25 protein-coding genes and 1 pseudogene are annotated in these 23066 nt (G+C 56.2%); 11 read left to right on the forward strand and 15 right to left on the reverse strand.

Translation table 11 applies throughout. From position 1 onward, the window contains the following. Positions 1 to 15 precede the first annotated feature (15 nt). Positions 16 to 3645: a bifunctional proline dehydrogenase/L-glutamate gamma-semialdehyde dehydrogenase PutA gene (putA, locus tag M8010_RS07245; protein WP_250089939.1), complete on the forward strand. Its 3630-nt coding sequence runs from the start codon at positions 16 to 18 to the stop codon at positions 3643 to 3645. Between the two features lie 3 nt (positions 3646 to 3648). Here putA and M8010_RS07250 read toward each other — a convergent pair whose 3' ends face one another. The 3 genes from M8010_RS07250 to M8010_RS07260 all read right to left on the reverse strand — a co-directional run bounded on the left by M8010_RS07250 (position 3649) and on the right by M8010_RS07260 (position 6408). Then, positions 3649 to 4293, reverse strand: a complete 645-nt coding sequence (locus tag M8010_RS07250) for a DsbA family oxidoreductase (protein ID WP_250089941.1) — start codon at positions 4291 to 4293, stop codon at positions 3649 to 3651. Between the two features lie 62 nt (positions 4294 to 4355). Next, on the reverse strand, positions 4356 to 5702 hold the full coding sequence (locus M8010_RS07255; protein ID WP_250089942.1) for a dicarboxylate/amino acid:cation symporter: 1347 nt from the start codon (positions 5700 to 5702) through the stop codon (positions 4356 to 4358). A gap of 13 nt (positions 5703 to 5715) precedes the next feature. Beyond that, positions 5716 to 6408 (reverse strand): pseudouridine synthase, encoded by a 693-nt coding sequence (locus tag M8010_RS07260; RefSeq protein WP_250089943.1) that lies wholly within the window; start codon positions 6406 to 6408, stop codon positions 5716 to 5718. Between the two features lie 74 nt (positions 6409 to 6482). Between M8010_RS07260 and mtgA the strand changes: the two genes are divergently transcribed. After that, complete coding sequence (gene mtgA, locus M8010_RS07265) at positions 6483 to 7184, forward strand: monofunctional biosynthetic peptidoglycan transglycosylase (RefSeq protein ID WP_502846195.1); 702 nt, start codon at positions 6483 to 6485, stop codon at positions 7182 to 7184. A gap of 33 nt (positions 7185 to 7217) precedes the next feature. Further along, positions 7218 to 7847: a LysE family translocator gene (locus tag M8010_RS07270; protein ID WP_250089945.1), complete on the forward strand. Its 630-nt coding sequence runs from the start codon at positions 7218 to 7220 to the stop codon at positions 7845 to 7847. Here the strand turns inward: M8010_RS07270 and M8010_RS07275 are convergent. Continuing rightward, positions 7844 to 8545, reverse strand: coding sequence for a lytic transglycosylase domain-containing protein (locus M8010_RS07275; protein ID WP_250089946.1), 702 nt, complete (start codon positions 8543 to 8545; stop codon positions 7844 to 7846). The genes M8010_RS07270 and M8010_RS07275 overlap by 4 nt on opposite strands. 181 nt (positions 8546 to 8726) lie before the next feature. Next, positions 8727 to 9125, reverse strand: a complete 399-nt coding sequence (locus M8010_RS07280) for a DUF2306 domain-containing protein (RefSeq protein WP_250089947.1) — start codon at positions 9123 to 9125, stop codon at positions 8727 to 8729. Positions 9126 to 9208: 83 nt separating this feature from the next. Here M8010_RS07280 and M8010_RS07285 point away from each other — a divergent pair, with 83 nt between their 5' ends. Both M8010_RS07285 and M8010_RS07290 read left to right on the forward strand, forming a co-directional pair. Further along, entirely contained in the window at positions 9209 to 9736 is a 528-nt protein-coding gene (locus M8010_RS07285; protein ID WP_250089948.1) for a PadR family transcriptional regulator, read from the forward strand. A gap of 43 nt (positions 9737 to 9779) precedes the next feature. Then, positions 9780 to 10310: a shikimate kinase gene (locus M8010_RS07290; RefSeq protein WP_250089949.1), complete on the forward strand. Its 531-nt coding sequence runs from the start codon at positions 9780 to 9782 to the stop codon at positions 10308 to 10310. A 28-nt stretch (positions 10311 to 10338) separates the two neighbouring features. On the opposite strand, the gene M8010_RS07295 is transcribed toward M8010_RS07290, so the two are convergent. Next, positions 10339 to 10515: a DUF1328 domain-containing protein gene (locus M8010_RS07295; RefSeq protein ID WP_250089950.1), complete on the reverse strand. Its 177-nt coding sequence runs from the start codon at positions 10513 to 10515 to the stop codon at positions 10339 to 10341. A 222-nt stretch (positions 10516 to 10737) separates the two neighbouring features. Here M8010_RS07295 and M8010_RS07300 point away from each other — a divergent pair, with 222 nt between their 5' ends. After that, positions 10738 to 11217 (forward strand): hypothetical protein, encoded by a 480-nt coding sequence (locus M8010_RS07300; RefSeq protein ID WP_250089952.1) that lies wholly within the window; start codon positions 10738 to 10740, stop codon positions 11215 to 11217. Positions 11218 to 11253: 36 nt separating this feature from the next. Beyond that, entirely contained in the window at positions 11254 to 12144 is an 891-nt protein-coding gene (locus M8010_RS07305; RefSeq protein ID WP_250089953.1) for a DMT family transporter, read from the forward strand. Here M8010_RS07305 and M8010_RS07310 read toward each other — a convergent pair. Further along, a complete protein-coding gene (locus M8010_RS07310; protein WP_250089955.1) occupies positions 12141 to 12878 on the reverse strand; it encodes a maleate cis-trans isomerase family protein in 738 nt (245 codons plus the stop codon). The two genes, M8010_RS07305 and M8010_RS07310, sit on opposite strands and share 4 nt — an antisense overlap. 175 nt (positions 12879 to 13053) lie before the next feature. Between M8010_RS07310 and M8010_RS07315 the strand changes: the two genes are divergently transcribed. Beyond that, positions 13054 to 14283: a spore maturation protein gene (locus M8010_RS07315; protein WP_250089956.1), complete on the forward strand. Its 1230-nt coding sequence runs from the start codon at positions 13054 to 13056 to the stop codon at positions 14281 to 14283. Here the strand turns inward: M8010_RS07315 and M8010_RS07320 are convergent. The 7 genes and pseudogenes from M8010_RS07320 to M8010_RS07345 all read right to left on the reverse strand — a co-directional run bounded on the left by M8010_RS07320 (position 14280) and on the right by M8010_RS07345 (position 19467). Continuing rightward, on the reverse strand, positions 14280 to 16199 hold the full coding sequence (locus M8010_RS07320) for an N-acyl-D-amino-acid deacylase family protein (RefSeq protein ID WP_250089957.1): 1920 nt from the start codon (positions 16197 to 16199) through the stop codon (positions 14280 to 14282). The two genes, M8010_RS07315 and M8010_RS07320, sit on opposite strands and share 4 nt — an antisense overlap. Before the next feature lie 7 nt (positions 16200 to 16206). Then, positions 16207 to 16821: a TetR/AcrR family transcriptional regulator gene (locus M8010_RS07325; protein ID WP_250089958.1), complete on the reverse strand. Its 615-nt coding sequence runs from the start codon at positions 16819 to 16821 to the stop codon at positions 16207 to 16209. Positions 16822 to 17113: 292 nt separating this feature from the next. Continuing rightward, positions 17114 to 17185 (reverse strand): annotated as a pseudogene (locus M8010_RS20110) (zinc-ribbon domain-containing protein); the annotation flags it as partial. Between the two features lie 85 nt (positions 17186 to 17270). Next, the gene (locus tag M8010_RS07330; RefSeq protein WP_250089959.1) at positions 17271 to 17729 is read right to left on the reverse strand and encodes a DUF4112 domain-containing protein; all 459 of its coding nucleotides are present in this window, start codon (positions 17727 to 17729) and stop codon (positions 17271 to 17273) included. 13 nt (positions 17730 to 17742) lie between these two features. After that, complete coding sequence (locus M8010_RS07335; protein ID WP_250089960.1) at positions 17743 to 18450, reverse strand: DUF3581 family protein; 708 nt, start codon at positions 18448 to 18450, stop codon at positions 17743 to 17745. A 104-nt stretch (positions 18451 to 18554) separates the two neighbouring features. Then, positions 18555 to 18956 carry a GGDEF domain-containing protein gene (locus M8010_RS07340; protein ID WP_349666098.1) on the reverse strand — a complete coding sequence of 134 codons (402 nt, stop codon included), beginning with the start codon at positions 18954 to 18956 and terminating at the stop codon, positions 18555 to 18557. Between the two features lie 61 nt (positions 18957 to 19017). Then, complete coding sequence (locus M8010_RS07345) at positions 19018 to 19467, reverse strand: hypothetical protein (RefSeq protein ID WP_250089962.1); 450 nt, start codon at positions 19465 to 19467, stop codon at positions 19018 to 19020. 161 nt (positions 19468 to 19628) lie between these two features. Between M8010_RS07345 and M8010_RS07350 the strand changes: the two genes are divergently transcribed. The 3 genes from M8010_RS07350 to M8010_RS07360 all read left to right on the forward strand — a co-directional run bounded on the left by M8010_RS07350 (position 19629) and on the right by M8010_RS07360 (position 22326). Then, positions 19629 to 20414 carry a substrate-binding periplasmic protein gene (locus tag M8010_RS07350; protein WP_250089963.1) on the forward strand — a complete coding sequence of 262 codons (786 nt, stop codon included), beginning with the start codon at positions 19629 to 19631 and terminating at the stop codon, positions 20412 to 20414. 109 nt (positions 20415 to 20523) lie between these two features. Continuing rightward, positions 20524 to 21246, forward strand: a complete 723-nt coding sequence (locus M8010_RS07355) for a MotA/TolQ/ExbB proton channel family protein (RefSeq protein WP_250089964.1) — start codon at positions 20524 to 20526, stop codon at positions 21244 to 21246. A gap of 12 nt (positions 21247 to 21258) precedes the next feature. After that, positions 21259 to 22326: a peptidoglycan -binding protein gene (locus M8010_RS07360; protein ID WP_250089966.1), complete on the forward strand. Its 1068-nt coding sequence runs from the start codon at positions 21259 to 21261 to the stop codon at positions 22324 to 22326. Between the two features lie 5 nt (positions 22327 to 22331). Here M8010_RS07360 and M8010_RS07365 read toward each other — a convergent pair whose 3' ends face one another. Next, the gene (locus M8010_RS07365; RefSeq protein ID WP_250089967.1) at positions 22332 to 22997 is read right to left on the reverse strand and encodes an AbiTii domain-containing protein; all 666 of its coding nucleotides are present in this window, start codon (positions 22995 to 22997) and stop codon (positions 22332 to 22334) included. Positions 22998 to 23066: the final 69 nt, after the last annotated feature.

A 23066-nucleotide genomic window follows, 5' to 3' on the forward strand; every position in this document is an offset into this window, starting at 1 on the left:
TGAGAGGGTTCAACTATGAGACCGCAGCAATCAGTGACGCCTGAGCTCGTTGATAGCAGGCAGGCCATTCGTGATTACTACCTGGCCGATGAATACACAGTCATCAGTGAAATGATTGCTGGCGCTCAGTTGACCCAGGAAGAAAGGCAAGCAATTTCCGCCCGGGCAGCGGAACTGGTTCGCAATGTCCGTAGAAACGCCAAGTCCACCATTATGGAAAAGTTTCTGGCGGAGTACGGGCTGACTACCAAAGAGGGTGTAGCTCTGATGTGTCTGGCCGAGGCGCTTTTGCGGGTGCCGGACAGCACAACCATCAACGATCTGATCGAGGACAAGATTACCTCGGGTGAATGGGGTGACCACAGGGGCAAGGCCTCTTCTTCGCTGATCAACACGGCGACTATCGCCCTGCTGATTACGAGTAACCTGCTCAAGGATTCCGAGCGCCAGGGCGTGGGTGAAACCCTCCGTAAACTGCTCAAACGGATGGGTGAACCGGTGATTCGTGTGGTGGCAGGCCAGGCCATGAAAGAAATGGGGCGGCAATTCGTGCTCGGGCGTGACATCAAAGAAGCCCAGAAAGCCGGTGAAGACTACATGAAGAAGGGCTACACCTACTCCTATGACATGCTCGGAGAGGCGGCCCGCACGGATCACGATGCCCAGCGTTATTACAATTCCTACTCTGACGCCATCGATAGCATTGCCAGGCATTGTAGTGGTGACGTTCGCAAGAACCCGGGCATTTCCGTCAAGCTCTCCGCGCTGCTTGCAAGGTATGAGTATGGCAACAAAGAGCGGGTAATGAAGGAGCTCGTGCCGAGGGCAAAACGGCTGGTCAAGAAAGCCGCGGCCGCCAATATGGGCTTTAATATCGATGCCGAAGAGCAGGACCGGCTGGACCTCTCAATGGACGTCATCGAGGTTCTGCTGAGTGACCCGGAGCTGGCAGGCTGGAATGGTTTTGGCGTAGTCGTTCAGGCCTACGGCAAGCGCGCGTCTTTCGTGCTGGACTGGCTGTATGGGCTGGCTGAAAAATACGACCGTCGCATCATGGTGCGGCTGGTTAAAGGCGCATACTGGGACGCTGAAATCAAGCGCGCCCAGGTGATGGGCCTGGACGGATTCCCTGTTTTCACCCGCAAGGCCTGCAGTGATGTGTCGTTCCTGTCCTGTTCCACGAAGCTGCTGAACATGACCGATCGTATCTACCCGCAGTTTGCGACGCACAATGCGCATTCCGTGTCGGCGATTCTGGAATTGGCCAGGGTACGGGGTGAAGCCAACTATGAGTTCCAGCGCCTGCACGGTATGGGGGAGTCCCTGCATGGCCAGGTAATGAAAGAGAGCGGTGTGCCCTGTCGGATCTATGCACCGGTTGGTCCTCATCGCGAACTGCTGGCGTATCTGGTGCGCCGTCTGCTGGAAAACGGTGCTAACAGTTCCTTCGTGAACCAGATTGTGGACACCAGTATTACGCCAGAGCAGATTGCGAAAGACCCGATCGATTCGGTCAAGGAAATGGGCAAAACCATTTCCAGCGAAGCAATTGTTCATCCGTCCAGGATCTTCGGTGAGAATCGTCGCAACTCCAAAGGCTGGGACCTCACTGATCCGGTGACGATAGAGGCCATTGAAAAGGGCCGAGGTGTGTATAAGGAGCACCACTGGAAAGGCGGGCCGCTGATTGCCGGTAAAGTATCGGGTACTGAAGTACAGGTAGTGCGCAACCCGGCTAACCCGGATGACCTTGTTGGCCACGTGACATGGGCCGACGAGACAGATGTTGATACCGCCATTACGGCGGCCAACAAAGGCTTTGAATCCTGGTCGCAGGTCCCTGTGGAAGAGCGCGCAGCCATGCTGAGAAAGGTGGCCGATCTTTACGAGGAAAACACCTACGAGCTGTTTGCACTGACCTGCCGCGAGGCAGGCAAGTCGTTGTCGGACGCCGTGGCTGAAATTCGGGAAGCGGTGGACTTTGCGCACTTCTACGCCAATGAAGGTGTTCGCTACAAAGACAGTGGTGAGGCTCGCGGCGCCATCGTGTGTATCTCACCCTGGAACTTTCCGCTGGCTATCTTCACCGGCCAGATTCTGGCCAACCTGGTGGCCGGCAATACAGTGCTGGCCAAACCCGCGGAACAGACGTCACTGCTGGCGGTGAGAGCTGTCGAACTGATGCATCAGGCCGGTATCCCCAAGGATGTCATCCAGTTGGTGCCGGGCACTGGCGCCACCGCGGGTGCAGGGCTGACCTCGGACTCCCGCGTATCCGGTGTTTGCTTTACCGGCTCTACCATCACGGCCAAGATCATCGATAAGGCCATGACAGAAAACATGGAGCCGGATGCCGTGATGGTGGCAGAAACCGGTGGCCTGAACGCCATGATTGTGGACTCCACCGCCTTGCCGGAGCAGGTTGTCCGGGATGTGCTGGCCTCTTCATTCCAGAGCGCTGGTCAGCGGTGCTCGGCGCTGCGCATGCTGTACGTGCAGAAAGACATTGCCGATAGCCTGCTGAACATGCTTTATGGCGCGATGGAAGAATTGGGCATTGGTGATCCCTGGCTGCTGTCGACGGATGTAGGCCCGGTTATCGATGATCCATCGGCGAAGAAAATCATCGATCATTGCAAGAAATTTGAAAACAAGGGGCAGCTTCTGAAGAAACTGTCGATACCGCACGCCGGTAACTTTGTGTCTCCTGCGGTGCTCAGGGTGAACGGCGTTGAGGATCTGGAAGAGGAAATTTTCGGTCCGGTACTGCACGTGGCCACCTTCGATGCGAAAGACATTGATAAGGTCGTGGATGACATCAACGCGAAGGGCTACGGCCTGACATTCGGTATTCACAGCCGGGTAGACCGTCGGGTTGATCGCATCGCCAGTCGCATCAAGGTGGGCAATACCTACGTGAACCGGAACCAGATCGGTGCCATCGTCGGTTCCCAGCCATTCGGCGGCGAAGGACTGTCAGGTACCGGTCCGAAAGCGGGCGGTCCTCAGTACGTACGCCGGTTTTTGAAAGGCGAAACGGATCAGCGTACGACAGAATCCGGTGGTGAAAAGGTGGATGCCAAGAAGCTGAAGAACCTGATTGGCAAGCTCGACAAACTGAACACCCAGGAGCCGAAAGCCAGGATCGAGACCATGAAGAAAGTCTTTGACTCGGTCCCGGAGCCACTGGACTCCCACGCTGAGGAAATGCCGGGGCCAACCGGTGAGAGCAACATTCTGAGCAACCACGCCCGCGGCACTGTGCTGTGTCTTGGCCCGGATAAGGAAACAGCGGTCGAGCAGATGGCCATGGCTCTTGCACAGGGCAACAAGGCGGTGGTGATTGCGCTTGATGTGAGTGACATGGTGGGTCGCGCCGCCAGGGCAGGCTTGCCAGTGGTCGGTATAGAAGGTCGCCTGGAGGCAGATGCCGTTGAAACGGTTGACGGTTTTGAGGCTATCGTCAGCTGTGCAAAGCCGACGTTCCTGAAGCCCTACCGGCAGGCGCTGATGAAGCGTGACGGAGCGCTGCTGCCACTGATTACAGAGCACAAACTGGATCAGCGGTACGTGATCGAGCGGCACCTGTGTGTGGATACCACTGCAGCCGGTGGTAACGCCAGCCTGATCGCGGCCTCCGAGTAGCGGTCAGACCGACTCGGCGATTTCCTGAAATGCCTTGACCAGTGTTTCCGGTTCCTGCGCGCCGGAAACCAGGTATTTCTGGTTGATGATGTAGGCAGGTACGGCTGATACGCCGGCCTGCTGGTATTGTGCTTCATCCTGCCGTACAGCCTCTGCGTATGCGTCTGATGCCAGCACCTCGCGGGCCTTGGCGCCATCCAGCCCGATGGCTTCTACGCAATAAACCAGCACATCCGGATTTGAAATATTCTCGGCGCGGCCAAAGTAGGCCTCGAAAAAGGCCATTTTCATCGCTGTCTGCTTACCCTGTTCCCCTGCCCATTTCACCAGCCGGTGCGCGTCAAAGGTGTTGCGGGTATAGCGTTCCTGCAGTTTCTCGAAATTCAGCCCCAGGCCTTTGGCAATCTCTATCATCTGGGCCTGATTCTCTCTCATTTCGTCCTCACTGCGGCCGTATTTGCGGCTCAGGGCTGGCAGGATAGGCTCACCGTCGCCGGACGGGTCCGGGTTCAGTTCGAAGGCATGCCATGCAACCGTGAAATCCATGTCGTCTTTCAGGGTTTCCATTGCCCTTTCCAGGCGGGCATAGCCAATGGCACACCAGGGGCAAGCAATGTCGGAAACGATGTCGATTTGCACGTTTGTCATGGGAGCTCCGCGTCAGATTGTGTCTTCGTCAGGTTAACAGAGCGCTCCCGGTTACGTCTCCTTCAGGGCGCCTGGGATGCTGGCTCTTCAGTCAGCCGCTTACCTGACCAGTTTTCCATCAGCCTGCAGGTAACCAGGTCGCCGGTTACGTTGATGGCCGTACGACACATATCCAGAATCCGGTCCACGCCCATGATTAACGCAATGCCGCTGGGCGGAATGCCAACGGTCTGCAACACCATTGCCAGAATGACGATGCCCACGCCCGGAGTGGCGGGTGAGCCGATGGAGGCGCCCACTGCCATGGCCACAACCAGGGCCATACTGCCCATGCTGAGATCAATGCCGTAAACCTGTGCCAGGAAAACTGTTGCCACTGCCTGGTAGAGGGCCGTGCCATTCATGTTAATGGTGGCGCCCAGTGGAATGACGAACTGTGAGACTGAAGGCCGGACCCCCAGCTTGTCTTCAGCGGTGCGAATCGACAGCGGCATGACGGCTGCGGAACTTGAGGTGGAAAACGCGAGCAGCAAAACGTCGCGGCTGTCTTTTATGAACTGCACAGGGGGCTGGCCTGCCAGTAGCTTCATGATCAACATGTACAAGCCGAGCAACAACAGCAATCCCACGAGAACGGTGATTACATAGGACGCCATGCCCACCATGGCCTGGAAGCCGATGGTGGTAGTGAGTTGTGCCATCAGTCCGAATACCGCATAGGGAGCCAGCCGCATGGCCCAGCGCACCACAGTCATGCAGACCTGTTGCAGGGAGTCGAGCAGATCCAGCATTGGCCGGGACTTTTCCGGGGCCATACTGACAAGGGCAACACCGACAACGATCGAGAAAATCACCACCTGCAGCATCTGGCCCTCGACCATGGCATCAAGCGGATTGCCGGGCAGCAGACCGATGAGGGTGCTGGGAAGTTCCATCACGCTGGGCATGGTGGCAGCAGTGGTCGTGTTTTCTCCGGGTGCGACTGTGCCGGCCAGGCCAGTCATCATGCTGCCGGGATTTATCAGGGTGCCAACCCAGAGACCGATGGATGCAGCGATGGCCGTGGTGACAACAAAGAACGTAGTTACCCGCAGCCCCATTTTGCGAAGTTGATCCAGATCTTCGCTGGCGGCCAGGCCACGGACAACGGAGGCTATAACGAGGGGAATCACAATCATCTGGATGGTGGCCAGAAACAGTTGGCCGGGAAATGCCAGCCAGTTACCAATGAGGGTTCCCGTTTTGGGCTCCACAAGGCCAACCGAAGGGCCCAGCAAAGTGCCTGTGACAAGGCCGAGGAACATGCCGACCAGCACTTTTAACCAAAGCCGGCCCTGGACCAGCCCGGACAGGTAGCTGCTGAGATGCCTCAGTGGCCGGGGATAATGGTTTGCGTCGTTTTCAGCCATGGTCGGACCTTTATCAGACGGAGTTGATCTCCGTTTCTGTCAGCTGGCGCGAGGCACCGGGTGCAAGGCAGTCATCAAGGTTAATGCTGCCCATTTTCTCTCTATGAAGTGTAGTCACTCGATTGCCGACAGCATGAAACATGCGCTTTATCTGATGATAGCGGCCTTCGAAAATGGTAATTCGCGCTTCCCGTGCACCGAGCAGTTCGAGCTGGGCAGGTGAGGTTCGGAGCTGCTCGAACTCGAACCAGATCCCTTCAGCGAAACGTTTCGCAGTGTCCGGTGTGATTTCATCAGTGGTGGTCACCCTGTAGACCTTGGGTATCTTGATGTCCGGCTCGGTCAGCCGGCGTGACCAGAGGCCATCGTTGGTCAGAATCAATAAACCGGTACTTGCCCGGTCCAGGCGCCCGGCGATATGAAGGTCCTTGTGCAGGCTCGGCTCGATCAGCTCCATTACGGTTTTGTGAACCTTGTCTGCCGTGGCGCTGAGGTAACCTTGGGGCTTATGCAACATCAGATAACAGGCCGGCTCACCCGGCTGGACGACGTTGCCGCGGCATGTCACTGTCGAGAAGCGGTCCACTTCCCGCGCTGCTTCCCGGCAGGCAATACCGTCGATTGTTACTACGCCTGCTGCAATCAGTGCGCTGGCCTGCTTGCGGCTGACGCCGTTTTGGTTACTGAGAATTCGGGAAAGCTTCATGGGGGTAATGGTATAGTCTGAATTGAATTTTTGTGTTTTAAAGACGATATTTTCTATCGGTTGATAATAGCACCGTGGCTCGACATTCTTTGATCCGAACATTCCTGAGAACGCTTGCCTGGGCCCTGGCCGGGCTTCTGTTACTGGCGGTCACCGCGATTTTACTGTTCAGGTTCGTAAACCCGCCCACCTCCGCCTTTATGCTCGGGCACCTCCTGTCAGGGTCTGGCCAGGAGCTGCAACAGGAATGGGTAAGCCTGGACGATATCTCGCCCTGGATGCCTCTGGCGGTAGTGGCCAGTGAGGATCAGCGCTTTGTGCACCACCACGGGGTGGATTTCGGTGCCATCCGTACGGCTTTGGCGGAGTACCGGGCGGGCCAGGGTTTGCGGGGCGCCAGTACCATCACTCAGCAGACCGCGAAGAATCTGTTTCTCTGGAATGGGCGCAGCTTTGTTCGCAAAGCGCTGGAGGCGGGACTGGCGCTGGGTATTGATGCGATCTGGCCCAAGCGGCGAATTATCGAGGTGTACCTGAACATTGCCGAGTTTGGTCATGGCATCTACGGCGTCGAGGCTGCCAGCCGTTTCTATTTTGGCGTTCCCGCCAGTCGGTTATCGCAAATCCAGTCGGCACGGCTTGCAGCTGTTCTGCCCAACCCGAAAGTACTCAATGCTGCCACTCCCTCTGCCTACGTGTGGGAACGCGTGGAGTGGATTCGCGGGCAGATGGCGCAGCTTTCCGGCTTGCGTTATCTGCAGGGGTTGTATAATTAGGGGTTTCCCTGACCTGAATGAGAGAGTTCGTTTGTGTTGTCACTGAACCTGGCCCTGTTATCCGCCTTTATTCCGACGTTTTTCGTGGTGTCCATTACCCCGGGCATGTGTATGACCCTGGCGTTGTCGCTGGGCATCACCATCGGCGTAAAGCGGGCTCTGTGGATGATGGCAGGCGAGCTCGTCGGGGTCGCTCTGGTTGCCACGGCTGCAGCAGTGGGAGTGGCGACCTTTATGCTGAAATACCCGACAGCTTTTGCAATGTTCAAGTACGCCGGAGGTGCGTATCTGGCATGGCTTGGCATCCAGATGTGGTTGTCCAGGGGCAAAATGGCAATGCCGGAAGAGAATGCGGAGCCGGTTGAAAGCTCACGCCTGCAACTGGCGCTTCAGGGTTTTGTTACGGCGATTGCCAACCCCAAGGGCTGGGCTTTTTTCATCGCACTGCTGCCACCCTTTATCGACAGCAAACTGCCGATGGCGCCGCAGCTGACAGCACTGATTCTGATTATCCTCGGCCTTGAATTTTTCTGCCTGCAGCTCTACGCCCATGGGGGCAAGACATTGCGCAAAGCCCTGAAACAGGGCGGCGGTGTGCGAATGGTCAACCGGGTGGCCGGCAGCCTGATGATACTGGTTGGAGCCTGGTTGGCGTTTGGCTAGTTGCCCGCATAGCGTTCGTGGAGGATGCCTACCCGCTCCACATAGGCACGGGTTTCGGCGTAGGGAGGTATGCCACCATGGCGCCCGACAGCGCCGGGGCCGGCATTATAGGCGGCTGTTGCAAGTCTGGTATCACCGTTGAAACGTTTGAGCATGCGGGCCAGGTAGTTAACGCCGCCGCGGATGTTTTCCGGTGCAACCATGGCATTGCGGACGCCCAGCTCTTTTGCGGTGGCAGGCATAAGCTGCATCAACCCCTGGGCACCCTTGGGTGACAGGGCCTTGTCATTGAATGCGGATTCGGCGTGGATCACTGCCCGCACCAATGCCGGGTCAACATTGAATTCCCTGGCGGCGGTCTTGATTTCGTCCCGGTAGGGTTTGAGGAACAGGGGGGTGGTGCGCCAGTTTACGTTGGAGTCCGGATCGCAGGCATAGCAGTGGAAGCGGATGACGTCGAAATTCGGGCTGGCGGGTTGTATCCCGCTGTAGGCAACCACGCCGTTGTCGTCCTTGTAACGGTAAACCACCTCATCCTTGGTCGAGGCCCGCTTCTGGCTGCTGCCCTTTACGTTGGTATATTCCACCCTCCCATCAGGGTGAACAATGCGCTTGATACTGTCTGCCATTCCCGGCGTGGAGAGTGCCAGTAGCAGAAATGCCAGCGATGAAGCGATGAAGGTTTTGCCGCTTGTCATTATTTACTCTTGACTTGCCTGTTCCATAAAACCGGCTGCAGTTCATAAGTCCCAGTGACTTACCTGATTATACGGCTATAGTCGGCCGAAGAAACCGCAATTTCTGTCGGAAAAGTGTTACTTTTCGGGGTTTGCCAGCCACGTCTCATTTATCCGAATGTCGCCCGCGCGGCTAAGGGTTTCATGCCCCGAACAGTACGACATGCATAATCCTGCCAGGTAACAGTGTAAAAGCGCCGGCGCCGATCAGCGCAAACACGAAGATCGACATCATAGTGTAAGCGTGCTCTTTTGTTTTTCCTTTTCGCCCTGCACGAATACCTGCCCAGAGCATAACCAGTGTGTATATCGAAAGCAGATGAATAGGGCTCCAGGGGCCGACAAGCCTGATCGTGTGAATAAAGAACGACGACAGCGCAACAACCGCCATCAGTATAATCCAGAACCAGCCAGTCCATCTGTGAACCCCGGTGCCCTTGGGAAAAGCCAGCTGTAGTAAGCCGACCAGTATCGCCACACACGCGGCGAATACGTGTACCTGAATGGCCGGCGAGGCGCTCAATATCGGTTGTATGGTCATTATTCCTGCCTCATTATGCAACTTGTTGCATATACTAGCTTGGCGAGACTTATTATGCAACTATGTGCATATGGGAGGTGGCGATGGCACTGAAATACGCATTACTTTGCAGTTTGCATGAAAGCTCAGCGACGGGTTACGAGCTGACACAGCGCTTTCGTGAACGTATGGGTAACGTCTGGAACGCGAGTCATCAACAGATATATCGTGAGCTGGGCAAATTGCTTGACGCTGGCTTGCTCGAGGTTGAAACGGTGCACCAGACCGATAGGCCCGACAGGAAGCTATACAGAATCAACGCTGCCGGTGAAACAGCCCTGGCCGAATGGGTGAATCTACCGGCAAAGCGGCCAGCTGTTCGAGATCCCATGCTGTTAAAAATGTTCGCCGGCGATCTGATGGACCCGAATGCCTTTTCCCGGGAGCTTGTCCGCAACAGGGTGGAGTGGGAACGCCAGTTGGCGGAATATCGCGCCATTGAAGAAGAATTCTTTTCCCACCCGCAACAATTACCCAGGCATTACCAGTTACAGTACCTGGCGCTGCGCAGGGGTATTATGGGTTTGCAAACCTGGCTGGCGTGGGCTGGGGAAGTGGAAGAGGCGCTCTGAGGGTCTTTTCGCAGGCGGTTTAAAGAGAGTTGCGGAGGTGAATATGCCCGGTGAAAGGTCCCCCAGTAATGTTGTTCTCATCGGTATGCCGGGGAGTGGCAAAAGTACGGTGGGGGTGTTGCTGGCCAAGCGTCTGGGGTTGGGGTTTATTGATACCGATCTGCTGATTCAGCAGCAGGCCGGCCGTACCTTACAGGATATTGTTGATGGCCAGGGGTATCAGGCGCTGAGGCGAATTGAAGAGCAGGTTTTGCTCGGACTGGATGTCAGGTGTCAGGTTATATCTACCGGTGGCAGTGCAGTTTACAGTGAACCGGCGATGCAGCATTTGAAAGCCGATGCTGTTGTGGTGTTTCTGGATATTCCGCTGGAGGTAGTGCTTGAGCGCATTGGTGATTACAGCGCGCGGGGTATTTCACGGCGTCCTGATCAGTCACTGGAAGATCTGTTCACTGAGCGCTTTGAGCTGTACTCACGTTCGGCAGATGCAGTCATTAACTGTGTGGGCAGGGATCATGAAGAGGTTTGCGAGGCTGTTGTGGCAGCGCTGGCACGAGCCCGGGAAGCGTATTGAGGCTTGCCGTCCCCGGGCGTGCGGATCTCTAAATTTTTGGCCCTCTGCCTTTCATGGCGTTGGCAACAAGGGATACAACAAGCAGGATGAGAAAAATAAAGAACAGAACCTTCGCAAACCCTGCAGCTGTTCCCGCTATACCGCCAAAACCAAGTACACCGGCGATAACTGCGACAATGAGACACACGACAGCCCAATAGAGCATATCCTTTCTCCTATAAGATGGCTTCGTGTTTAAAAGTGGCACATGCATTGTGCAGGCACAAATAGGGGAAGTCCGCAGAGGACCCAGGCTTTGTAAGATAGAGTTTTAACTAATTGGTTTTCATGTTTTTTATTAATTGTTGTCAGTTGATTAAGGTTTACTAAGGTACGATCAGACGCCAAAGATTGCTATTGTTTACCAATTCAACTCAGGAGAATTCTAATGGACTTAATACGTTTTCGTTATTCCCTGGCACTGATTCTGGCACTTGGCGTGTCAGGCAACGTGAATGCGGAGTCATCAGAAGGCTCGTCGGTTGAATCGCTGAAAGAGGAAACCCGTGAGCTTGGCCAGGCCCTGAAGGAATTCGGCGCAGACCAGAAAGCCGAGGCGGAGGCTGCTATTGAAAGTACACTTGCAGCTCTGGACAAGCGGATTGAAACGCTTCAGCAGGAACTGGATCAGAACTGGGACGACATGAGTGAAAAGGCCCGGGAGCGATCACGGAAGAGCCTGGAGTCACTGCGGGAACAGCGAGAGCGGGTGCAGACCTGGTATGACGAGCTTCAGGCCAGTTCCTCATCTGCCTGGGAGCGCGCCAAAAAAGGCTTTTCCGACGCCTACGAGGCGCTGTCCGAGCAGTGGAATGACACTGAGCGCAAACTGATCAATGAGTCGGACAAGGAAAAGGAAAGCATCTGATCTGTCCCCACACACGTCAGCCACGCGGGTAACCTTATGCCCCAGATTTTCTATTCGTTTTTTGTGCCAGCCCTGTTCGTCTGGTTGTGGAGTACCGGGTTCATTGGCGCCAAATACGGTTTGCCGTTTGCTGAGCCTTTTACGCTACTGCTGATACGTATGCTGTTTACGCTGGTATTACTCAGCGTGCTTGCCTGGTTCATGAAAACCCGCTGGCCGGGGTGGCGTGGTGCAGGGCACCTGGCGGTGACGGGTTTGCTGGTGCATGGCTGCTATCTGGGTGGTGTGTATTACGCCATTCAGGGGGGCATGCCGTCGGGAATTATCTCGCTCATTGTTGGCCTGCAACCGCTGGTGACATCGGCGGTGGCTATTCTGGTGCTCAAGGAGAGTGTCTCGTCTCGCCAATGGCTGGGTCTGGCGCTCGGGTTGATAGGTGTGACCCTGGTACTGACGGAGAAATTTGGCGGCGGCGCATCCACCTCGGGGTTTCCAATGTGGACGCTGATCTGGGCGGCGCTCTCGCTGGGCGGCATATCGCTGGGTACCGTGTATCAGAAGCGTAATGGTACCCAGGCGGATCTTGTCGCCGGCACGTTCATTCAGTATAGCGCTGCGGCAACGTTTTTTGCCGTTGGTGCTTTTGCCTTTGAAACCCGCGAGGTGGAGTGGGCCCAGCCGCTGATATGGTCCATGGTCTGGCTGGTTCTAGGCGTTTCGATCGGTGCAATTCTGCTCCTGATGTGGTTGATTCGTCGTGGTGCTGCCTCGCAAGTGGCAAGTCTTTTCTATCTTGTGCCGCCGGTGACCGCACTGGAGGCTTACTGGCTGTTTGATGAACGGCTGGGTGTGCTTGCAATGATCGGTGGTGCTGTGTCCATTACCGGGGTCGCCCTTGTGGTAACCCAGCGGAAACGAGCGACTTAATCCCAGGGCGTCACCCTGAACAGGGTGCCAAGGCCCTGCTGAGGTGTAAGCTTGCCGCATAACCTCAGTCCCTCCCAGAAACTGACCTGATTGGCCGTCAGCACAGGCTTTCCTGCTGCGGCCTCCAGGTCTTCCAGCCAGGCGGCGCTATGCAGCGCGGTATCGGGTACCAGCAACGCATCGGCATCAGGGTGGTTGTTATCGGTTGCGAATCGCAGCACGGCCTCTTTTTCCAGAGTGCCCACTTCTGCAGCGGTGATAATGCCATGGCTGGTGATCTGCACCACTTCGATATCAAAGTGTTCCAGAAACGCCTTGAATAGCAAAGCAACGTCCTCGGGGTAGGTGGCGGCGATGGCAACGCGTTTGGCGTTGAGCGCCGCTGTGGCCCGGGCGAATGCCATTGCGGTAGTGGATGCAGGAATGTGTAGCAGGTTCTCCAGCGTTTCAATCTGTTCCCTGATACCGTCAATGCCTCTGACAAAACTGGCGCTGGTGGAGGTCCAGAGCACCGCCTCCGGATTGTTGTGCTCGAGCTGTCTGGCGCCTTCTGTCAGGCGTTGGGGGCTGCCCATTTCGGTGAGTGCTTCCACGGTGTGGGCGTCTTCATCGAACGTCGTATGGATTACGGTTACTTCCGCCCTCGGCGATACCATCGATGCCAGCCTTGGGTAGTCATCCTCGGCAGCATAGCCGGGGTAAAGAAAAGCTAACCGTGGGGTCGAGTTGTTCATCGCGTCTCAGCCTGTCCGGATCTGTTCGGCGTAGTACAGTGTAACCCGGTTACGACCCTCCTGCTTGGGGCGGGGTGGGTTTGCTCAAACGCATGTGTTTGAATTTGGTGTGCACCGAAAGCTGATACCCCGAAAATGAACCCGTCATTCACAACACAGGGAAGCGAATTACACAATGCTCAACGGAATCTGGCTAGGCTTTTTTCTGGTGGCCTTTGCGGCGGCGCTCTGGCAATGGCTGGGCATGGGCGACACGGAGGTGTTCAGCCGTCTGGTCGCGGCGATGTTCGACATGGCCGAACTCAGTGTGGAAATCATACTGGTGCTGGTGGGCACCATGACTTTGTGGCTGGGTTTCCTGGCCATCGCCGAGAAAGCCGGTCTGATCCAGCTTATGGCCAGAGCTCTGGACCCCCTGTTCCGCCGGCTGATGCCGGAAGTACCCAGTGGCCACCCGGCGCAGGGCCACATCACCATGAACTTCGCTGCCAATATCCTGGGACTCGATAACGCCGCTACGCCCATCGGAATCAAGGCCATGCATTCACTGCAGGAGCTGAATCCAAGCCGGGATACTGCCAGCAATGCCCAGATTCTGTTCCTGGTTCTCAACACCTCGTCGCTGACTCTGCTGCCGGTGACCATTTTCATGTACCGCGCACAGCAGGGGGCCGCGGAGCCCACAGCGGTTTTCCTGCCCATTCTGCTGGCGACCACGGCATCCAGTCTGGTGGGGTTGCTGAGTGTGTCGCTGATGCAGCGGCTGAAGCTCTGGCATCCGGTGGTGCTCGCCTATCTGCTCGCCGGATCGGCGGCATTGGGACTGTTGTTGGCGACACTGGCAGGTATGTCAGCACAGGCTCTGGCGGCCACATCAACACTGGTGGGCAACCTCACGCTGTTTGGCATTGTGATCAGTTTTCTGCTGATTGGTGCTTTGCGGAAGGTCAATGTCTACGACACGTTTATCGAGGGAGCGAAGGAGGGCTTCAGCTTCACCATATCACTGTTGCCGTTCCTGATCGCGATGCTGGTGGCGATCGGTGTTCTGCGGGCCAGCGGTGTAATGGAGGCGGGCCTTGGAGGTGTTCGCTGGGTGATTGAAGGTCTGGGATGGGATACGGGATTTATTGAAGCCCTGCCCACCGCCTTCATGAAACCCCTGTCTGGCAGTGGTGCCCGCGCCATGATGATCGAAACCATGGACACCTTCGGCGTAGACAGTTTTCCTGCGTTAATGGCCGCCACCATGCAGGGCAGTACCGAAACGACTTTCTACGTGCTGGCGGTCTATTTCGGCGCTGTCGGCATCCGCAAAATCCGCCATGGCCTGGGTTGCGCCCTGCTGGCGGATTTTGCGGGGATGCTGACGGCGATTCTGGTGTGCTACTGGTTCTTTGGCTAGAACGTGGTAGCCAGCACGGTGCCCATCTTTTTCTGTCCCAGGGACTCGTCGAAGTCGGTTCCGTGCCACGCAGGATGGCCGGCAATCATCACCAGGGGCACTACGCCGTCGGTACGGTTGACCAGCTGTTCGTGCCGGAACTCTTGCCGGTACTGACGTTTGACAGTGTTGTTGTGGTCCATGCGGCGCAGGGCGGATGGGTTGACCAGAATCAGGTCCGCCTGATCCCCTACCTTAATGCTGCCACCTTTGACGCCAAATACCCGCGCGGGGTCCCGGGTAAGGCGGCGAACCATGTAGGTTACGTCCATGTCGCCGCCGTCTGATGCCAGTTTCAGCGCCCTGAGGTTGCCGTCGTAAAAGGCCATATTGGTGAGGTGCGCACCGCTGTCGTTGAAGCCGGGTAGTAGCTGGCGGTCCATCAAAAGGTTGCGCACGGTTCGTTCGTCACGGTTGGCCGAAACGGTGTACCAGCTTAGGTCTCGGTCGAACGCCCGCAGCATCACCAGGACGAAATCGCCTTCATCTTTTACCTGCGCGAACTGTTCCCTGAGCAATGCCTGTTCGGCTTTGCTGCTTTCCAGAAGTTTACCCGCGTTGGCGGCTTTGACTCTGGCAAACACCTCAGCGAAGGTCTTACCCTCCCAATCCTTCAGGGGGCAGACGTCGATAGTCATGTCTTCCAGGGCGCGATTGAACGCATAGTCCTCAAGGCGAACCAGTCGTTTCAGGCGCTTGAGGCCGAAGCGAGTCTTGCCGCTCATCCACATGGCCTTGAACTGCTTGATGTAGGCCGGATCATTAAGGATTTTCTGCCTGCCTTCGCGGTCTTCCAGTTCAGTTTCATTGAGGATGCGCAGTTCTTCGATTTCCTCGGAGAGCGGTGTGACCGCGCCGTCGGACCATACCTTGAAGGGTGCCGCCAGGGCCTGAAGGTGGAAGTCTCCCTTCAGCAGGCGGGAATTGAGCACCCGGGCCAGCAAACGTGCCAATCGCACGATCTTGCGATTGCTATGCACATCCAGCGCTGCTACTACCGTCGTTTTCAGGGGCTTGCCATGGAGCCGGCCGCAACTGAGAAGAAAGGTCTTGATGGTGCCAATGGTGCTGTCTTTTGGTGGTGTAGCCTGCCAGACGCCACCCTTGCGACGGACCACATCCGTCAGCCGTTTGATTTCCGGGTATTTGGCGAACTGGGTGGGAATGGTTTTGCGGGTGTTGGGCTGATTGGCCAGGTAATGGAACGGCAGTGCATCGGTCGAAAAACCGGCATAGCCGTCGTCCAGGGCCCGTTCCAGCAGTGACTCCATGGCCTGGAGTTCGTCCTCGGTGGGGTCGCGGGATATGCTGGCTTCAAACCCCATTACTTCGATGCGCAGCATGGAGTGGGGAACCAACGTGACCAGGTTGGGCCCGAGGCTGAGTTTATTCAGATGCTTGATGTATTCTTTTGGATTGTGCCAGTCCACCCGGTCGGCAGTTGCCCGCAGCACATCCTTGGGAATGTTTTCCACGCGGGCGTAGCAGTCCACAATCGGGTCTGCGCCGTTATTGCGCTGGGCGCCGAAGGCCAGTCCCAGGCTGCAGTTGGCGATCACTACCGTGGTGGTGCCGTGGCGCACGGACTCGGGCAAGCCAGGAGCCACTTCCAGTTCCAGATCGTAATGGGTGTGGATGTCGAACAGCCCTGGCATGGCCCAGCGCTCGCTACCATCGATAACCTTGCGCGCTTTGTGCGGGTCGAGGTTTGTTCCTCGTGCGGCGATCTTACCATTGGCAACGGCGATATCCTCGTACACGGGCAGTTCGCCGCTGCCATCGAAGACTTTGGCGCCCTGGATCAGGTAATCCCAGGTGGTATCAGTTTTTGCATCGCTCATGGCTGTTTCATCGTTCATGACTGTTTCATCGTTCATGACTGTTTCACCCATTATTGTTCTGGTTCTCGAAGTAGGCCGCCAGGATGTGCGTACCTCTCTCAATCAGTTCGTCCCGGTTCACGTCCTGATGCCCCTGGAAAACATGCCGGTGCACCATCCCTTCCGCCATCGAAAACAGGCAGAAGGCAGTGGTTTCCACGTCATCCCTGACATAACGTGCGACGAAGGAACGCACCCGCTCCATCAGCACCGCCTCGCCATTGTCCATCAGCTCTGCCAGGGCCGGATCAACCCTGCGACGATACTCCAGCACTTCATGAAGGCCGGATTCCTGTTGGTGGAAGTCATAAAGGAACTCCAGAGCCTGGCGGAAGACATCACGAATCCTGACGCTGTTGGAAGACATCACGCCAAGCCTGGTTTCCGGCACCTGCAGGTGCTCCTGAAGCTGTGCGAAACGCAGTCGCGTAATTTCAAGCAACACATCGTGTTTGTTGTGGAAATATTGGTAGAAGGTACCTGTGGCAACGCCCGCGCGATCGGCGACGGACTTCGCCGTGGTGGCTTCAAAACCCTGGCTCGAAAACTCGTCGAAAGCGGCGGCCAGCAACGCGTTACGTTTGCGGATGGCCCGTTCCTGTTTGGGTGCTGGTTTCATAATTGGTTCTCTGCTGAAGTACTGAGACTAAACAAAAAACAAACTTGACGTCAAGTTCAGGTTTATAGGCCTGATGCGTTGTAAACGTGTGCCGGATGACCTGTTCCCGTTTTGTCTTGCTTGCCTTTTTGAAGCAGGTTTGGGTTCAGGGCGTTATTTCGGTGGTGTCGCCGGCCGGGTTGGCGGGGTCATCCCTGGCGATAATGTTGATTGCGCCAATTACGATGACCAGAGCAGCCAGAAGCACAGTGGCAGCTCCAATTAACATTTTGAGTTTTGAGGTTTGAAGGTTGCCGCATTCCGGACATTTTTTGCTTCCGGGGGGAATGTCAGTCCCACAGTTGGAGCAAATGTTCTTCGCCATAGTGGTTGTCCCCTCAATCGTTCAATGTACCTAAATGAAGGTTAAGCCCTGGGGCTTCCAGGCACAAATCCGTAGTGGTCACGATTCAGAGGGCAAATACCACCAGGGCCGTCAGTGCAGAGAGAATGCCGATGGTGACCACAAACTGTTTCCAGGGAAAAGCCGGTTCGGGCTGTGTTTTCAGTTCGATTTCCAGGTAGTCATGAAGCAGTTTTGCATTGCGGGCATTGGCCTTCCAGGCAAAGTCGAAGGCGTCGCCGACGACGGGAACAAGGCCGCCAAAAAAGTCGATCACCATATTGCGCACCATTTGCCGTTTAACACGACTGCTGGCACCCGCCCGCTGTGCTTCTACAAGCACGTAAGCCGACATGATCAGGCCGGCGAAGTCACCCAGCACAGGAATGAGACCGATGAGGGGCTCGAAGCCGATCCGGAAGCGGGTGAAAGGTATGCCAATGGCGTTATCGGCCATTCGGCTGAACCTGTCGAGACGGGCCAGTGCCGCCAGCTTGTCTTCCCGGCTTACCGGTGTTGTTGCCATGACAAGGTTCCTGTTAATCCCAGGATTTGTTCTTGAGTCGGTAGAACTCTTCGACAACTGCATCCATAGCTTCTGAGTCATACTCCCGCAGGCCACTCACAACCAGCTTCTTGGAAACTTCGCCAGCGGTTCTGCCGTCTGAGATCAAGCGATAATCCAGCGAGACGTTGCCCCGCTTTCCTTCCGGCTTCAGGTCGGCATTGTGCAACTTCAGATCAGGGGAAGGTGCATCAAGGGTGTTCATTGTCAGGTTCATGCTCTGGTACATGATCATGGGCCGGTCGGGGTTGAACATCACACCTTCGCTTTCCATTAACGGTTTGAGGGTGTGGGGAAAGTTCTTGCCCGAGGCCGCAACATAACAGCGGATAAAATTCTCGATGACGGTTTCATCGTGGGTGCATTCGCCGCTGCGCTCGACCTCGATATACACCTTGCCCTTTTCGTCATAGACCCGAATCACGCCGTCGCTGTCTTCGCGAAAGTCCAATGGGACATTCTCGCCCAGCAGACTGCGAAAGTGGAACGTCATGTGCCGGAACAGGCCGAAGTGTGACACCAGCAGGGCGAACAGCAGGTCCCCGGGTACGCAGAAGCGGCGGGCATCGGGGTTGTGAATCGGGTTGAAATCCCCTGCCACTTCCTTGGCAAATCGGCTGGCCTGGGTTGCGCTGATCAGTACATGTCCGTCCTGGATTGAATGGTAGCGTTCGAGAAACATGCGGTGCCTTTTTCGTTTTCGCAAATATGGATGGATACGATAGTGGCCTTAAAATCCGCCTGCAGCAAGATACAACGAAACCAATGTCTAAGAAAAACGCGAAATTAGTGGAGGCTGTCCAGGCGACGGGGTTTGGCAATGCAGAACCCCTGACCATAATCCACCTGGATTTCCTTCAGCAGCGCCAGGGTTTCGGACTTCTTCCTGAATTCGGTCCGTAGTCGCTCCGTGAAGTCGAGGGCTTCCTCGACGGGCATGTTGTTGGCGAGCAGGGCAAACTCGTTGCCGCCCAGGCGGGCGATATGGCATTCCCCGTTGTGCCGGTTACTGTGCCCCTGTAACAGGTGCGCGAAATACCTCAGCAGTTCGTCACCGGTGTGGGTTCCGTAGGTGGTGTTGATGATGTTGAATTCATCGATGTCGAAAACCATCGGGGTGTGGCGGTCTGGTGAGCCAGCCAGGGTCGCCAGAACCTGGGTCAGAGCGGGGCCAGTCGTCCGGGGCAGGTGTTTCGCCGTGGGATTCTGGCTGAGGGGTGTCGCGGGGTTCCGCTGCCTCTCTGGCTGATCAGCTTGCCGGCATACTGGTCAGATCAATAGCCCTTAGCCCTCCGGCCAACAGGTCTCGGTTCAGCAGTTGGTTGAGCGCAAACAGTGTATTGGCATGTTCGTTGGCCAGACCAGTCGCCACCATCTGAAGCTCCAGCCAGTCTTCGAACACATGTTGGTCCACGACCTTGAGCCCGCCGGTGCTTTGTCCTGCAGGGTCGGGGTTGAGCTGGTGTTCAAATGCCCGGAACTGCAAGATGAAATCCCGGTGTATCTGTTCCTGCCGGCTATTGAAAATAAAACGCATGTTTTCGGTAGTGGCCGAATCATGAGTCAGGCTCAGACTTCCTCCATCCAGCGGTGTCGTAGTGCCGGTCAGCCGGGTGGCAGTCCTACCATCAAACAGGAAAAGCGACGCGAGCGTGTCACCGGACTGGGTCAATTCCGGCAGGGCTTTGATCTGAATCATGAAGTAAAGCGCAGATACGTTTTGTCACTGACATTTTGCATCAGAACGGCAATGATGGTCGTATTGGCTCAAGTGTTCAAAGTAATTAGCCTTAAATGCCAGAATGTAGTTTTCACATGTTTGTACGATTAACGATGACCCTTCGCTACGAGGATACAAGAATGCCAGCCAGATCCGGCTCCGGAATGCCAGCCCCATTGACGTTCATCAAGCGTGCGGTTCAAGGACTGTTGTTGATGGTTTTGATGCCAGCAGCCGTTGCTGACGACAAGCTGTATATCTTTACCGAGAACTATCCTCCCTACAACGCTTCCACAACCGGCCAGGGCTTTGCTCATAATGCTGATGATATTACCGGTATCTGCACCGATATGGTCAAGGAAATGATGAAGCGTGTGGACTACGAGTATATTATGAAAATGCGCGACTGGAGCCGTGCTTACGACTGGGTTCAGGGGCGCGAAAACCACGGACTTTTCTGCACCGCACGGACCGACGAGCGGGAAGACGAGTTCCAGTGGGTAGGGCCACTCGCGCCCATCAAGTGGACACTGTTCGCGGCACCGGATTCCGATATTGAACTCAACTCACTGGAGGAAGCCAGGCAGTATAAGGTTGCTGGTTACAAGGGTGACGTGATGTCGGATTACCTGGTGAGTGAGGGTTTTGAAGTGATCATGAGCGTGTCGGGTGAACAGAACCCGCGCAGACTGACACTGGGCCAGGCGGATCTTTGGGTTACCGACGGGTTGGTGGGCCCTTTGGTGGCCGAGGAAGAGCACGGTATTACCGGCCTGAAACCGGTTCTGGTGTTCAGGGAAACGCCGATGTATCTGGCGGTGAGTAATCAGACCGATCCCGGGATTGTCGACGACTTGCAGCATGGGCTGGATGAGGCCCGCGAGAGTGGCGCTCTGGATAGTATCATCAGCCGTTATCAGCCCTGAAGTTAACCGGGTAACAAATACTTAACCCGCTGGAACCGGGTTAAGTTCTGCAGTTGGCCTGGGCTTGTGCTAGCTTTTAACGTGTTTTCCGACAAAACCGGTGGTGTTAATGAGCAATCCCAAGCATACCCTTTTCTGGATGACGCTTTTCCTGGCAGTGGTCGTGGTGGTTTGTGCCTTGATTTACAGGCCGCTTCAGGAAGCGTTCATGGCCAACTGGGTGTTCAATCTACTGATCGTCTGCGTGCTGCTGATTGGTATTGTAATCACTTACCGCCAGGTATTCGTGTTGTTCCCGGAGCTGAAATGGGTTGCACAGTTCCGTACCGGAAACGCCGGGCTTTCAGTGCTGCAGGAACCCAGATTGCTGAAACCGTTGGCGCGCCAGCTTGATGATGATGCCAAGCGGGACCGCTTCTCCCTCTCCACCATGTCGCTGCGCACCGTCCTGGATGCTATTCACAGCCGTATGGACGAACAGCGTGAAATAACCCGCTATTTTATCAGCCTGTTGATTTTCCTGGGCCTGCTGGGCACTTTCTGGGGTCTGCTCGGCACCATTAATTCGGTGGGAGAGGTGATAGTGAACCTGGATATGGGGCAGGAAGATTTCGGCGAGGTGTTTGCCGGGCTTCAGTCGGGGCTCCTCAAGCCGCTGGAAGGCATGGGTACGGCGTTTAGCTCATCGTTGCTGGGGCTGGGTGGCTCACTGGTTCTCGGTTTTCTCGATATCCAGGCCGGGCACGCCCAGAACCGCTTCTACGACGGCCTGGAGGAGTGGCTGACCGGCGTAACGAACCTGGTGGACCGTGTTGACGATGCACCGCAATAACAGGGCGGCGCCATGATCGGCTCCAGACGTCGCACCCGCAGCAACATCAACGTATGGCCCGGCTATGTGGATGCCCTGTCAGCATTGTTGATGCTGATTATATTCATGCTGCTTATCTACGTGGTCAGCCAGCTCTATCTCTCTCAAACCTTGTCTGACCGGGACTCAGAACTTGCCAGGCTGAACAGTCAGCTGGCGGAGATTTCCCGTCTTCTCGGGCTGGAGCAGGAGCAGACAGCGGCACTTGAAGAGGAAATGGCGGCGGTGCAGAGCAGTTACAGTGAAAGCCTGGCCCTGAATGACGAGCTTCGGGAAGAACTTGATGAAGAGAGGGCGCAGCGACTGGCGCAGCAATACAATGCCGAGGCCCAGGCTCTGAAGGTTGAAGACCTGCAGCAGGCGGTCTCCGGTGCGAAGGCTGAACTGCAGGAGGAAGAGCAGCTTACCAACGCCCAGCGCGCAATCATTCAGCGATTGTCGAACCAGATCGCCGCGCTGCAGGATCAGTTGAGCCGCATCACTGCTGCTCTGCGGCTGCAGGAAGATCTGACCGCAGAGAAACAGGCTGAATTGGACGAAGTAGGAAAACGCCTCAATACGCTGTTGGCGGAGCGGGTCAACGAACTCGAGCGTTACCAGTCCGAGTTTTTTGGGCGATTAAGGGAAATTCTGCAGGATAACGAGAATATCCGAATTGTCGGGGATCGTTTCCTGCTGCCTTCTGAACTGCTGTTTGCGTCTGGTTCAGCCAGCCTCGGCGCGGAAGGTCAGCGGGAACTGGATAAACTTGCAGAGTTGCTGCTGGATGTTGCATCCGAGATTCCTGATGACATCGACTGGATTCTGCGCATCGATGGCCACACTGACCGCATTCCGATCAATACTGAAGAGTTTCCTTCCAACTGGGAGCTTTCCACCGCCAGGGCGGTTGCCGTGGTACGTTATCTGGCCGCACAAGAGGTACCTGAGAACCGCATGGTAGCGGCCGGATTCGGTGAGTTCTTCCCTGTCGATCAGGGCAGTTCCGCTGAAGCGCTGCAGCGGAACCGCCGTATCGAGATCAAACTTACCGATCGGTAAAGCATTCAGCCGGCACGCCCGAAGACCCGCTCGAAAAAGCCCGCCTCCCGGACGTCCGGAACCGGCAGGTCGCCGTTGCTTTCCAGGGCTTTGCGCCAGAATCGGTCGGGGTCATCCAGGTGGGCCGCCTTCTTGCGTTCATCCTGGCTGTAGGAATTGTGGTCGCCACCAATGCCGACTTCCATCAGCTCCTGACACCAGAGGTATAGCGCACAGCGGATAACCCGGAGGAGTTTGCAGTAGCTGTCTCTGCTGATGGTGATAGCCAGCTCGGCGCTGAGGTTGATCCGGGACTGCAGTGTGGCCATTTCCTCTTTGTCGAACACAATGCGGTTGCCGGTGCCTTTCTTGCAGCTGAGGCAGGTTTTCTCCAGCGACTTGATGCCTTCCAACATATCCCGGTGTCCGAAGTCCTGCTTTTGCTTGTCGTCAACTGGCGCTGGAATCCAGCCATATTGGGGTGAGCGGGCGACGATATGGCCCGGTACGTCACGTCGGTAGGGTGGTAGTGCAGCAGGGTCGCCATAGCCGTCGAATTCAGTCCGCATCCAGGCTGCCATGGTTCGCTGACGAAGCATCATGGCCAGGGTGATGGCCGAAGGCATGATGTCTTCAAGTAGCTCGCTGCCGTCCTGAAGCCGTTCGTCCAGGTGTTCAACCGCTGCTGACATAGTGATTCTCCCGTCTCCACGGGCAAAAGCAGGAATTGCTCCCGCCCGATTGTTGTTTTTGTCATGAGC

It is taken from the genome of Marinobacter sp. ATCH36 (assembly GCF_023555055.1).
GTDB lineage: Bacteria > Pseudomonadota > Gammaproteobacteria > Pseudomonadales > Oleiphilaceae > Marinobacter.